General features: G+C 63.8%; 11 protein-coding genes. 9 read left to right on the top strand and 2 right to left on the bottom strand.

Features of this window, described 5'->3' with window-relative positions; translation table 11 throughout:
* Positions 1–3 precede the first annotated feature (3 nt).
* Positions 4–1,854 (bottom strand): methyltransferase domain-containing protein, encoded by a 1,851-nt coding sequence (locus HND92_RS19440; RefSeq protein WP_253940063.1) that lies wholly within the window; start codon positions 1,852–1,854, stop codon positions 4–6.
* Between the two features lie 317 nt (positions 1,855–2,171).
* Here HND92_RS19440 and HND92_RS17125 point away from each other — a divergent pair, with 317 nt between their 5' ends.
* From HND92_RS17125 to HND92_RS17110, 4 genes are all read left to right on the top strand, one after another.
* Positions 2,172–3,737 carry a flagellin gene (locus tag HND92_RS17125; RefSeq protein ID WP_172208697.1) on the top strand — a complete coding sequence of 522 codons (1,566 nt, stop codon included), beginning with the start codon at positions 2,172–2,174 and terminating at the stop codon, positions 3,735–3,737.
* 230 nt (positions 3,738–3,967) lie between these two features.
* The gene (gene fliD, locus HND92_RS17120; RefSeq protein WP_172208695.1) at positions 3,968–5,419 is read left to right on the top strand and encodes a flagellar filament capping protein FliD; all 1,452 of its coding nucleotides are present in this window, start codon (positions 3,968–3,970) and stop codon (positions 5,417–5,419) included.
* Positions 5,420–5,498: 79 nt separating this feature from the next.
* A complete protein-coding gene (fliS, locus tag HND92_RS17115) occupies positions 5,499–5,939 on the top strand; it encodes a flagellar export chaperone FliS (RefSeq protein ID WP_172208693.1) in 441 nt (146 codons plus the stop codon).
* A 3-nt stretch (positions 5,940–5,942) separates the two neighbouring features.
* The gene (locus tag HND92_RS17110) at positions 5,943–6,242 is read left to right on the top strand and encodes a flagellar protein FliT (protein ID WP_172208691.1); all 300 of its coding nucleotides are present in this window, start codon (positions 5,943–5,945) and stop codon (positions 6,240–6,242) included.
* 252 nt (positions 6,243–6,494) lie between these two features.
* Here HND92_RS17110 and fliE read toward each other — a convergent pair whose 3' ends face one another.
* Positions 6,495–6,806: a flagellar hook-basal body complex protein FliE gene (gene fliE, locus HND92_RS17105; RefSeq protein WP_172208689.1), complete on the bottom strand. Its 312-nt coding sequence runs from the start codon at positions 6,804–6,806 to the stop codon at positions 6,495–6,497.
* A 176-nt stretch (positions 6,807–6,982) separates the two neighbouring features.
* Between fliE and fliF the strand changes: the two genes are divergently transcribed.
* From fliF to fliJ, 5 genes are read left to right on the top strand one after another with little or no spacing between them, the layout of a single operon-like run.
* Positions 6,983–8,677, top strand: a complete 1,695-nt coding sequence (fliF, locus tag HND92_RS17100) for a flagellar basal-body MS-ring/collar protein FliF (protein ID WP_172208687.1) — start codon at positions 6,983–6,985, stop codon at positions 8,675–8,677.
* 33 nt (positions 8,678–8,710) lie between these two features.
* Entirely contained in the window at positions 8,711–9,706 is a 996-nt protein-coding gene (fliG, locus tag HND92_RS17095; RefSeq protein ID WP_011806893.1) for a flagellar motor switch protein FliG, read from the top strand.
* Positions 9,707–9,715: 9 nt separating this feature from the next.
* Positions 9,716–10,450, top strand: coding sequence for a FliH/SctL family protein (locus tag HND92_RS17090; protein ID WP_172208685.1), 735 nt, complete (start codon positions 9,716–9,718; stop codon positions 10,448–10,450).
* Positions 10,440–11,843, top strand: a complete 1,404-nt coding sequence (fliI, locus tag HND92_RS17085; protein ID WP_172208683.1) for a flagellar protein export ATPase FliI — start codon at positions 10,440–10,442, stop codon at positions 11,841–11,843. Before HND92_RS17090 ends, fliI begins: the two co-directional genes overlap by 11 nt.
* Before the next feature lie 27 nt (positions 11,844–11,870).
* On the top strand, positions 11,871–12,335 hold the full coding sequence (fliJ, locus tag HND92_RS17080; RefSeq protein WP_172208681.1) for a flagellar export protein FliJ: 465 nt from the start codon (positions 11,871–11,873) through the stop codon (positions 12,333–12,335).
* Positions 12,336–12,337: the final 2 nt, after the last annotated feature.

Below are 12,337 nucleotides of genomic sequence, written 5' to 3'. Positions count from 1 at the left end.
TTCTTACCACATTGTTTTGAAGGTGCCTTGCTGAATATTGCAGCCTATCGCTTCAGCGATTTCCAAGCCCTTTTGATAAGAAAATTCCTTGTCGGTGGTTGGTTGAAAGAATTCAATGAAATCGAGGCTTCGTTTGCCTAATACAAATCCACCGACTAGCGGATGGTTGATGGCATACATTTTGGGTAATAAGGCCATCATGGACGTGGCAGGGACGCCAATCAGGTGTTCCTCCAGATCTCCTGCCTGTACTGTGTCTTGTGGATAAAACCACAAAGGTGTACTGATAAAGAGCAAGGCGTCTTCGCGCATGCTTGTGAGCAAATCTTTTAAAAGTTGCTTGGCAGTGGCTGGGGTTAAGTGTTCTATGACGTCCAGTAGGCAGATTATTTTGTAGTTTTTAAGCTGTTGTGCTGGGATGTCTTGCGCCAGTCCGTGCCATATATTTCTGTAGATACACTTTTCAATCAATGCGGCGTTGTGGCAATTGGCGCGAAAGCCGTCGATGCCGTCCACGACCCAATGCGTGGTGACAGGATTTTCCTTGAGCAGCAAGCCTAAATTCCCTGCGCCAAACCCAATGTCAAGCACCTCTACATCGTTGAAGTTGTCTTGAAGGATATGAAAAATCAGTTCCTTGGGGGCAGCAGAGTCGCCCAGGGCAATCGCCTCGGACCTTACTAGAGGGACGATGGCGTTGTAGTCGCTTACCACTTGGGTGGGCGCCGAAAGACTGGATGTGGGAGCGGTGGGAAAAACGCGGTCGCGCAGATCTGCGTATGCGCTGATGAAATTGCTGTGTCTGGTTTCGTTGTACGCCAGTTTGAGTGCATCGCTGGCAACGGCCTCATTGTTGAACTGCGCGGTTGGTAGTGCCGACCAAGCACATTGGAAAGTGTTGTAGGGCGCGCATCTCCATTGACCGCACGCCAACAGCAGCGATGCAATGCGCTCAATGATGAACACCTTGCGCGGCACTTGCCCGGGGTAGGTTGTGGGAGCGTTGACTTTCGCTGCCAGCGGGGACTCGCTTGCTTCGGCCACTTGGAAAATCTTCTCGCACACGGACAGCCAGTGTTGCCAAAACGCAGGCCGGGCCACGATGAAGTTGCTGAAGACGATGTGCCGCGAATCCATCACCAGAGAGCGCAGGTCCACTGGCTGACCAATGTGTTCCAGCAGGTCCTGGCAGGTTGCGAAAAAGCCGGGGTCGAAAGTCTCACCTTGCTCAAAAACGTTGAGGAAGAAAGCCCCCATGTCGGCCTGCGGGCTGAAGGTGTACACATCAGCGCCGGGGCGTTCGTGCATGAACTGGATGACACTGGCCCCGGTCAGTCCCGTTTTGCTGGTGAATTTAGGTGACAGAAAACCGTAGTAGGTGTCTGCATCCAGCGCAGAGTGCATCAGGAAGTTGCGCATCGGCCAGTACTCGCGCCAATCGGGGCGCAAGTTGGCGCTGTTGTCAAGGATGGCGATGTCCGGGTCGGTCTGCTTGAGGGTGTCCGCTGACCAGGCAATGCTGAAAAGTTGGATCTTCTGCGCGTTGGAGGGTGCCTGCGTCGGTGTGACCATCGCGAGTGCAGTCTGTGCCTGGGCGAAGTCCGGATTCTGTGCCAGTGCCGCTCTGAACGCCTGCTGTGCACCGGCTAGATCGCCGTTGTCTTTCAGCAGCACCCCCAGGTTGAAATGCACGGCCCAGGCTTGCGGAGCAGGGCCACGGGACAGCCATTGTTGGTACACCCTGATAGCCCCCAGGTGATCGTCCTGTGTTTGCAGGGCTTGCGCTGTGTTGATGAGCTCAGCAACGCTGCTTGGTGCTTGCGGGAATTGTCGATGCTTGGCGGCAGTGATCATGGTGAGGCGGTGCTTGAGTCCTGGCGAGGGCAGTGGCTGCCGGGCGGATAGATATGGAACCTAACAAAAGCCCAGGAGACCTATCCGTGTATCAATGGGCAACTTACCTTGCAATTCACCATCACATTCTCAAGTCGTGGCCCTAAAGTTATCTGCCAGCGGTCCGAAAACCTACATAACGGGACGCATGAAGTAGTGAATCGCGCCCCGCCGTTCAACAAACAGCCTAGGTAGGCGTTGTGAACGCTGAGGCCAGACGGTTCTGGTTCCAGTTGGCGGCAACGCCATCGCTCAATCAGTTTTTTAGGAGAGTAATCATGGCAGCCACGATCAACACCAACGTCCCTTCGTTGACGGCACAGCGCAACCTGGGCATCAGCCAGAATGCGCTTAACACCACCATCAACCGTCTGTCCTCCGGCCTGCGTATCAACAGCGCCAAGGACGATGCTGCTGGCTTGGCTATTTCCGAGCGCTTCACCAGCCAGATCCGCGGCCTGAACCAGGCCGTGCGCAACTCCAACGACGGCATTTCGTTGGCGCAGACGGCTGAAGGCGCGCTCAAGAGCTCGGGCGACATCCTGCAGCGCGTGCGTGAGCTGGCCGTGCAGTCGGCCAACGCCACCAACAGCGCTTCGGATCGCCAGGCCCTGAATGCCGAAGTGAACCAGCTCACCTCGGAGTTGGACCGCATTGCCAAGACCACCGATTTCAACGGCCGCAAGCTGTTGGATGGTTCCTTCACCAGCGCAGCCTTCCAGGTGGGCGCCAATGCCAACCAGACCATCACGGCGACTTCGTCCAACTTCAGCACCAGCGCTTATGGCAACTACCGCATTGGTGGCACTTCTGCCACGACCACGGGCGGCGCAGGCGACCTGACGCTGGGCAGCACGGCCGACGCAGTTGTGGCGCAGGGCGCGGTGGGGGCATCGGCCATTACGGCTGGAGGCACCCTCACCATCAATGGCGCCTACGGCAGCGCTGATGTGGACTACGCTGCAGAAGCGTCCGCCAAGGACGTTGCGGCTGCGGTCAATGCACAGACCGAAAAGACCGGCGTGAGCGCCACTGCACGCACCGAAGTGGGCCTGTCCGGCCTGACCGCAGGCAACTCCTACACCCTCAAGGTGGCCTCCGACAATGACTCAGCCCAGGCCGTGACGATCTCGTTCACGATCGGCTCCAAGCTCAACGCCGATGGCCTGAGCGATGCCGCCAAGGCATTCAATGACGCTTCTGCCAAGACCGGCGTGACGGCCCGCGTGAATGACAAAGGTGATGGCCTGATCCTGACGAACGCATCGGGTAACGACATTCGCATGGTCAATGACTCTGTGGCCGCCAACACCATCAGCGTGACGGATGCCGCGGGCGGTGCGCTGATCGGCGGTGCGGGCGCCGGCATTGCGGGCGCGGAGGGCGCGGGCGCCTTTGGCACCGACGACCTGGTGATCACGGGCCAGCTGACGCTGGACTCGTCCAAGTCGTTCAGCGTTACAGACGACGCCGGTGCCGCGGCAGGCGGCGGCTTCCTGAAGGCCAACACTGCATCTGCCAGCCAACTGCAGACCGTGCAGAACATGGACGTGAGCACCGTGGACGGCGCCAACCGCACGCTGGCCATCGTGGACGCTGCGATCTCGGCCATCAGCGGCCAGCGCGCTGCCTACGGTGCCCTGCAGTCTCGCTTTGAGACCACGGTGAACAATCTGCAGACCAATGCAGAGAACATGTCCGCCTCGCGCAGCCGCATCCAGGACGCTGACTTCGCGGCTGAGACCGCCAACCTGTCGCGCGCCCAGATCCTGCAGCAGGCAGGCACAGCCATGGTGGCCCAGGCCAACCAGCTGCCCCAGGGCGTGCTGTCGCTGTTGCGTTAAGCGTGAGTCTGTTGGGAAAGGCCGCACCTACAAAAAAGCGGCCTTGATATGAGATGAGGCGGTGGCGATGAATAGTTGCCCCCGCCTTGTTGCTTTATGGCTGGAGCGATGGATTGGCGCCCGGGATTGGCGGCTTTCCGGGTGCTTATTGGCGCAATGCGCATGGCCTTGGGGGCAGATAATTCCATATATCTGTTACCCGTCCAGCACGCGCTTTTCAGGAGGTGATCATGGCCAGCTTTTCATCCATTGGCGTAGGCCTTGGCGGCAGTGTTGATGTCAATGGGCTTATCAAGGCGTCTGTGGACATCGCTCGCCTGCCCATCACACGGGCCAATGGTCTCCAGACCCAGGCACAGATGACCCAGGCCAAGATCTCCACTTTCGGGCAGATCAAGTCGCTGGTATCGGCACTGTCAGATGCCGCGGGCAAACTCACCAGCGTGACGGGCTGGAACGCGGTGGCAGCCACTTCATCCAAACCTGACGCTGTGACGGCATCGGCCGTGGGTGGCACTGTGGCCACCTCGTTCAACGTAGAGGTGCAAAGCCTGGCCAAGGCGCAAAACACTACGTCCGCCGCCATGCTGCCCGTAGGCGGGGCGGTGGGGCAGGGCACCTTGCGTTTGGAGACGGGCAAGTGGAGCGATGCGTCCACTTTTTCCGCAGGCGCTGGCCTCGCGCTGGAAATTGAAGTGGGTCCCAACGACACGCTGGCCGACATTGCCGGCAAGATCAACGGTGCCAAAGGTGGCGTAACTGCCACCATTCTCTCGGACGCATCGGGCGAGCGTCTGCTCCTTCGCGGCAAGAGCACGGGCGAGGAGGCGGGCTTCAGGGTTTCGGTTTCCGACAGCGACGGCGAAGATGCCGACTCACTTGGGTTGTCGCGTCTGGTCGCGGGCGCCACGACGAGCCTGGCCGCCAATGCCAAGGCAACTGTCAACGGAATTGGGGTGACTTCGGCCACCAACACGTTTGCCAACACCGTGGCTGGCGTGACGTTCAGCGCGTTGCAGGAAACGACGGCGCCGATCGAGATCACGGTGGCCAAGGATTCCACTGCAGCCAAGAAAACGATAGATGATTTCGTCAAGGCCTACAACGCCGTCAACAGGGCGCTCAACGACATCACCAGCTACGACAAAGACACCCAAACTGCGGGCCTGCTGCAGGGGGATTCCACTGCAGTTGCGCTGCAGAGCACGCTACGCAAGGCGCTGCAGTCGGTGGCTACCGGAACGGGGGCGGGCGCACTCAAAACGCTGTCGGACGTCGGCATCGTCTCTGCCAGCGGCTCAGACCCGTTGCGGCCCACAGGTGATCTGGCGGTGGATACCGCCAAGCTGGACAAGGCGCTTGCCGATCCCGATGCGGTCAAGGCGTTCTTTCGTGGTGCGGACGGCGGCAGCGTGAGTGATGGCGTGGCCGGCAAGATCAAAGCGGTGACCGACGGGTTACTGGGGGTCGATGGTTTTTTTGTCAGCAAGGACAAGCTGCTGAAGAACGCGCTTGATCGCAACGCGAAAGATGTGGAGCGCGTGGAGGATCGTGCAGCCAGTCTGGAGAAATCCCTCAGCGCCCGTTATACGGCGCTGGATGTGCGCATGAGCACGCTCAACGCCCTCAACGCCTACATCGCCCAGCAGGTGACCACCTGGAACAGCAGCTCTTCGAAGTGAACGGTTGCATGGAGAAATGCTTCAGTTTTGCGGCAGTCTGCCGATAAATTGAATAGCAGATTGTTCAAGGACCACCGCCATGTTTAGCGCTTTTAACTCCCGTGCCGCCTCCGCGTACCAGCGCATCAATGTCGAAACCAGCATGCACACCATTGACCAATACCAGTTGGTCAACTTGCTGCTGGACGGTGTTCTGAATGCCATTGCCACTGCCCGTGGTGCACTGGCGCGCGGTGATGTGCTGACTAAATGCAACAGCATCACCAAAGCCGTGCGTATTCTGGAGGAAGGCTTGATGACGGCGCTGGACCGCGAGGCCGGTGGCGAACTGGCCCAGAACCTGGGGGCCGTGTATGACTACAGCTTGCGCCGTCTGGTTCTGGCCAACGCACGCAACGACGATGCCATGATGCAAGAAGTGGTTCGCTTGATTGAGCCGATTGCGCAAGGCTGGAAAGACATGAAGAAAAACAACGAAGCGGCCAACGAAGCGGTGCAAACCGCGCTGGCGGAGGTCTGAAAAATGTCCAATATGCTGATTGATTACTACAAGGCCATCGAAGACAGCAGCGCCAAGATGCTGGAAGCCGCCCGCCAGAAAGACTGGGACGAGGTGGTGCGCTACGAAGGCGCCTGCGCCGTGCTGATCGAGCAACTGCGCTTTGAGGCCCGCCAGCAGGACCTGGCTCCCGAGCACCGCAAGGAAAAGGCCCGCATCATGCAGCGCATCTTGCGCAACGACGCACAAATCCGCTGCCTGGCCGAGCCCTGGCTGGTGCAGTTTGACCACCTGTTCGAGGGCCAGCCGCAGGTGATGCACTGATCGCCGTCATACCAAAAATGGCTCCAGCGCTTGTATGTCAAGCGCTGGTAGCTATCAATAACGAAGCGTGTGCCACGTCACCTGTCATTCCCGCGAAGGCGGGAATCCACAGTAGGGACGACTTGGCGACGGCGGGGGCATGGATCCCCGCCTGCGCGGGGATGACGAGTGTTGTTTTGGCCTTGCGCCTTTATTTGACAAGCGCTGACAGCTATCAATAACGCAGCAATCACCCGCCCGTCGTCAGCGTTCTCACACCTGCATGTTCATGATGTCGGTGTAAGCCTGCACCATGCGGTTGCGCACATGCAGCGTGGCCTGGAAGCCGATTTGCGCCTTTTGCATCGACACCATGGTCTCTTCGATGCTGACGTTGGGGTTTTCCAACTGCACTTCGCGCTGCAGGCTGCTGGATCGGTCCTGGGCGGCGCTGACCGATTGCAGGGCGCTTTTGAAGGCGGACGAGAAACCGGCTTCCTGCACGCTGTCCTGGGGCGCCGTGACGCGGCGCGCCACCTGCGTGCCGGTGACGGGAAGCTGGGGGCTGTTGATGCGCAGGTCCATGATGGTGCTCTGGGGGAAGGCTCGGGATGGGGCAATCGTAGGCGTTTGGCGGCCCGGCGGCGCTTGGAAATGATGGCCAAAGGCGCGGCTAATTCGGCCAATGGCGGTGGGGGGTGCTCTCATAATCGGGACACCGCCAGAGTCTTGCCTGGCGCCAGACCCCCTTGGAAACCACCATGTCTGCAGTTGCCGAAGTTCCCGTGACCCCGCCCGCCGCCGCCAGCACTGGCCCGCTGCAGCGGCTGGCGTCGCTTGACCGCACCGCGCGCCTGCGCCTGGGCGCCGCAGCGGTGCTGGTGCTGGCGGTGTTGGCGGCGGTTTTCTTCTACGGCCGCCAGCCCGATTACCGGGTGCTGTTCTCGGGCCTGAATGACAAGGACGGCGGCGCCATCGTGGCGCAGCTGGCCACCATGAACGTGCCCTACAAATACACCGAAGGCGGCGGCGCCATCATGGTGCCCAGCGACCGGGTGCACGATGTGCGCCTGCGCCTGGCCACGCAGGGCCTGCCCAAGGGCTCGGTGACCGGCTTCGAGCTGATGGAGGGCAATCGCTTTGGCGTAACCCAGTTCCAGGAGCGGCTGAACTTTCAGCGCGGCCTGGAGGGCGAGCTGACGCGCTCCATTCAGGCGCTGGCGTCGGTGCAAAGCGCGCGCGTGCACCTGGCGCTGCCGCAGCAGAACGGTTTCTTCCGCGAACAGCAAAAGCCCTCGGCCTCCGTGCTGCTCAGCCTGTACCCCGGGCGCTTCCTGGACCGCGCGCAGCTCGCAGGCATCGTGCACCTGGTGGCCTCCAGCGTGCCGGAACTCGCTCCCTCAGCCGTGAGCGTGCTGGACGATACGGGCAAGCTGCTGTCGCAGACGCCCGACATGGCCGGCGCCGGCGTGGATGCGCAGCAACTGGCCTATGTACAGCAGATCGAGCAGCAGTACGCGCGCCGCATCCTGGACCTGCTGGAGCCCGTCGTGGGCAAGAACAACGTGAAGGCCCAGGTGACCGCCGAAGTGGACTTCAACCAGACCGAGTCCACCGTCGAGCAGCACAAGCCCAACCTGGCGCCCGATGCCAGCGCCGTACGCAGCCAGCAGGTGGTGGAAAGCGGCGGCACGCCCGGCGCGCAGCCACCCACGGGCGTGCCTGGCGCGGTGACCAACCAGCCGCCGCAGGCCTCCGCAGCTCCCATCAACGGTGCCAACCCCGCGCCCACGGCGGCCGGGGGCGCTCCGGGCAGCGGCGCTGCGGGCCAGGGCAAGCGCGAGTCCATCACCAACTACGAGGTGGACAAGACCACCCAGGTGACGCGCGGCGGCGCCGGCGCCATCAAGCGCGTGAACGCGGCCGTGGTGGTGAACTACCAGCCCGTGAGCGAAGGGCCGGGCAAGCCCGCGGTGAACAAGGCGCTGACGCCTGAACAGCTGGAGCAGATGACGGCGCTGGTGCGCGAGACGATCGGCTTCAACAAGGAGCGCGGCGATTCCGTCAACCTCATGAATGCCCCCTTCCTGGTGGAGGAGGCCCCCGCGGGCGAACTGCCGCTGTGGAAGCAGCCCGAAACGATCGAGTTGGCCAAGACGCTGGGCTGGCCGCTGGGCATTTCGCTGGCCGCGGCCATCCTGCTGCTGGGGCTGCTGCGCCCGGCGCTCAAGGCTCGTGCCCGCGCCGTGCAGATGGCGGCGCAGCAGCCGGCGGGGGCGCAGCTGAGTGCCATCGCCTCCGAAGAATTGCAGCGCCCCGGCCTGCCGGCACCCGCGCAACCCGAAGAGCTGCAGCCCACGGCGGAGCAACTGCGCCTGGAAGAGGCGCGCCAACTGGCCCGCGACAACCCCGTCGCGGTGGCCAGCATCCTCAAAACCTGGGTCAATGGCGACTGACGCCGCCGGCCCGCACCGAATCACGAGACTGTCATGGACGAGCAAGGCCTGAACGACGCCGCCATCATGCTGATGTCCCTGGGCGAGGAAGAGGCCGCCGAGGTCTTCAAGCATCTGTCGCCCAAGGAAGTGCAGAAGCTGGGCGAGACCATCGCGCGCATGCGCACCGTCTCCCGCGAGAAGGTGGACGAGGTGCTCAACCGTTTCACCAGCGACGCGGCCGCGCAAAGCCTGCTGGTGTCCGACACCAGCAACTACGTGCGTGCCGTGCTCAAGCGCGCCCTGGGCGACGACAAGGCCGCGTTGCTGATCGACCGCATCCTGCAGGGCGGCGACGTGTCGGGCATCGAAAGCCTGAAGTGGATGGACCCGCTGTCGGTGGCCGAACTGCTGCGCAACGAGCATCCGCAGATCGTCGCGGCCATCCTGGTGCACCTGGACGCGGAGCAATCCTCGGCCATCCTGATGCACCTGACCGAGCGCCAGCGCAGCGAAGTGATGCTGCGCATCGCCACGCTGGAGGGCATACAGCCCACGGCCTTGAAGGACCTGAACGAGGTCCTGTTCAAGGTGCTGGCCGGCGGCGACAAGGTGCGCAAGAGCTCGCTGGGCGGCATCAAGGCGGCGGCCGAGATCATCAACCTGCTGGGCTCGGGCATGGATGCGGCGGTGCTGGAGTCCATTCGCGGCTATGACATGGACCTGGCCCAGAAGATCATGGACAAGATGTTCGTGTTCGACGACATCGTCAAGCTCGACAACCGCGCCATCCAGACCGTGCTGCGCGAAGTGGCTTCCGAGACACTGGTGGTTGCGCTCAAGGGGGCGCAGCCCGAGGTGCGCGACAAGATTCTGTCCAACATGTCCTCGCGCGCCGCAGAGGCGCTGCGCGAAGACCTGGAGTCGCGCGGCCCGATGCGCCTGTCCGAGGTGGAGGCGCAGCAAAAGGAAATCCTCAAGACGGTGCGGCGCCTGGCCGACGAGGGCCAGATCGCGCTGGCCAGCGGCGGCGACGACGCCTTTGTGTAGGACTGATCAATGACCCGGTCCCTGCGTTATTACACCCGCTTCATCCCGCGCGAAGAGGTGGGCGACGTCACCCGTTGGGAGTTCGGTGACGTGGAGTTTCCCCCGGGCAGCCAGCCGCTGGCGCCCGAGCCGCCGGTGCTGGAGCCCGATGCGGAGCCCGTTGCGCCCGGTATCGACGAGGCGCAGCACCAGGCCCTGGTGCAGCAGGCGCGCGAAGAGGGCTATGCCCAGGGCCTGGCCGAAGGCCAGGAGCAGACGCGGCTGCAGTGGCAGCAGCGCATGGACGACTACGTGGCCGGCCAGGGGCGCGAAGGCGCCGAGCGGCTGGCCCGGCTCGCCCAGGCGCTGGAAGAAAGCTTCACCGGCATGCAGCAGGGCATGGCGCAGGAGGTATTGCAACTGGCCTGCGACATCGCGCGCCAGGTGGTGCGCCAGGAGGTTGCGGGCAATTCCCAGGCGGTGCTGCCCGTGGTGCGCGAGGCGCTGGGCATGCTGGTCAGCGAGGCGCGGCCCGCCACCGTGCGCCTGAACCCGGGCGACTGGGCCGCGCTGGAGCAGCCGCTGCGGGAGGAGTTTCCCGCCGGCCGCATCCAGTGGCTGGCCGACACCGCCGTGGAGCCCGGCGACTGCCAGGTGGAGTCGGGCGGCATGGTGGTGGACGGGTCGCTGGACAAGCGCTGGCGCCGCGCCATTGCCGCGCTGGGTCTGACCGCGGCCTGGAAGGACGTAGACCATGGCGATTGAGCCGGCCCGCGCCTGGGATGATTTCATGGCACAGGCGCGCGCGCGCCTGGCACCGGAGCAGCCGCTGGAGACGCGCGGCACGCTCACCCGCCTGACCGGCCTGGTACTCGAAGCCACCGGCATCCGCGTGCCCGTGGGGTCGCAGTGCCAGGTGCAGATGAGCGGCCAGGAGCCAGTGCTGGCCGAGGTGGTGGGGTTCGCGGGCGACACGGCCTACCTGATGCCTGCAGGGGACATCCATGGCCTGTCCAGCGGCGCCAGCGTGATGCCGGCTCCCGCCTACGTGCCGGCGTTGCACCTGGGCGCGGCGCCGGGGGAGGAAGCCGGCGCGGGCGTGGGCGCACTGCTTCTTCCCATGGGTGACGGCCTGCTGGGCCGTGTGGTGGATTCGCAGGGCAACCCCCTGGACCATGCGGGACCGCTGGCGCAGGTGACGGCCCAGCCCATGGACCGCAGCCCCATCAATGCCATGGAGCGCGACCCGGTGCGCGAGCCGCTGGACACCGGCGTGCGCGCCATCAATGCCCTGCTCACCGTGGGCCGTGGCCAGCGGCTGGGCCTGTTCGCCGGCTCGGGCGTGGGCAAGAGCGTCCTGCTGGGCATGATGGCCCGCTACACCCAGGCCGACGTGATCGTGGTCGGCCTGATTGGCGAGCGCGGGCGCGAGGTCAAGGAATTCGTCGAAGACATCCTGGGCGTGCAGGACCGCGGCCGCGCCGTGGTGGTGGCCGCACCGGCCGATGCACCGCCGCTCCTGCGCATGCAGGGCGCGGCCTATGCCACGGCGATTGCCGAGCACTTCCGCGACAAGGGCCAGCATGTGCTGCTGCTCATGGACTCGCTCACGCGCTACGCCATGGCGCAGCGCGAGATCGCCCTGGCGATCGGTGAGCCCCCGGCCACCAAGGGCTACCCGCCCAGCTGCTTCGCCAAGCTGCCGGCGTTGGTGGAGCGCAGCGGCAACGGGTTGAACGGCGTGGGCTCCATTACCGCCTTCTACACCGTGCTGTCCGAGGGCGACGACCAGCAGGACCCGATCGCCGACGCGGCCCGCGCGATCCTGGACGGGCACATCGTGCTGTCGCGCGCGCTGGCCGAAAGCGGGCACTACCCGGCCATCGACATCGAGCAATCTGCCTCGCGCGTGATGCACAACGTCGTGCCGCGCGCGCACTTCGAGCTGGCGCGCGGCTTCCGCGCGGTGTACTCGCGCTATCAGAAGAGCCGCGATTTGATCCAGGTCGGCGCATACATGAGCGGATCCGACCCGCAGCTGGACGAGGCGATCCGCCTGCAGCCGGGCATGACAGCCTTTTTGCAGCAGAGCATGTTCGAGGCCGCTCCCATGGACGACAGCATCGCCGCCATGGGCCAGGCGCTGGAAGGCGCGTGAGGCTAGGGCAATGGGAGGGCACGCCGCATGTCGTCGCTGAAGGCCTTCGAGGTGGCGGTGGAGCTGGCCGAACGCCGGCGCGACGCCGCGCGCCAGGCGCTCAAGAACGTGCAGGACGCGCGCCACGCCGCACAGGCCCAGCTGGAGCAGCTCACGGGCTACGCCGCGGAAACGCAAGGCCGCTGGGGCATGAAGGCCGACAGCGCCATGCAACCCGAGGTGATGTACCACCACTACCAATTCATGGGCCGGCTGGACCATGCCATCGGCCTGCAGACGGGCGTGGTGAGCGGGCAGGACGTGCGTGTGGACAAGGCCCGGCAGACGCTGCTGGAGGCCGAACTGCGCCTGGCCAGCCTGCGCAAGGTGCTGGAGCGGCGGCGCGCCGAGGTGGCCTTACAGCAGCAGCGCCGTGAGCAGAAACAAACCGATGAGCGCGCCGCGTTGCGCGCCGGGCGGGGGGCACGCTCCCCGCAGGATCAGGAGTATTGACC

It is taken from the genome of Diaphorobacter sp. JS3050, from assembly GCF_013154915.1.
Lineage (GTDB): Bacteria > Pseudomonadota > Gammaproteobacteria > Burkholderiales > Burkholderiaceae_C > Diaphorobacter > Diaphorobacter nitroreducens.
This window is presented reverse-complemented; position numbering and strand designations above follow the sequence as displayed.

Excerpts from the sequence above, each read along its gene's own strand:
- HND92_RS19440 (WP_253940063.1), bottom strand. The coding sequence starts at position 1,854 with ATGATCACTGCCGCCAAGCATCGACAATTCCCGCAAGCACCAAGCAGC.
- HND92_RS17125 (WP_172208697.1), top strand. The coding sequence starts at position 2,172 with ATGGCAGCCACGATCAACACCAACGTCCCTTCGTTGACGGCACAGCGC.
- fliD (WP_172208695.1), top strand. The coding sequence starts at position 3,968 with ATGGCCAGCTTTTCATCCATTGGCGTAGGCCTTGGCGGCAGTGTTGAT.
- fliS (WP_172208693.1), top strand. The coding sequence starts at position 5,499 with ATGTTTAGCGCTTTTAACTCCCGTGCCGCCTCCGCGTACCAGCGCATC.
- HND92_RS17110 (WP_172208691.1), top strand. The coding sequence starts at position 5,943 with ATGTCCAATATGCTGATTGATTACTACAAGGCCATCGAAGACAGCAGC.
- fliE (WP_172208689.1), bottom strand. The coding sequence starts at position 6,806 with ATGGACCTGCGCATCAACAGCCCCCAGCTTCCCGTCACCGGCACGCAG.
- fliF (WP_172208687.1), top strand. The coding sequence starts at position 6,983 with ATGTCTGCAGTTGCCGAAGTTCCCGTGACCCCGCCCGCCGCCGCCAGC.
- fliG (WP_011806893.1), top strand. The coding sequence starts at position 8,711 with ATGGACGAGCAAGGCCTGAACGACGCCGCCATCATGCTGATGTCCCTG.
- HND92_RS17090 (WP_172208685.1), top strand. The coding sequence starts at position 9,716 with ATGACCCGGTCCCTGCGTTATTACACCCGCTTCATCCCGCGCGAAGAG.
- fliI (WP_172208683.1), top strand. The coding sequence starts at position 10,440 with ATGGCGATTGAGCCGGCCCGCGCCTGGGATGATTTCATGGCACAGGCG.
- fliJ (WP_172208681.1), top strand. The coding sequence starts at position 11,871 with ATGTCGTCGCTGAAGGCCTTCGAGGTGGCGGTGGAGCTGGCCGAACGC.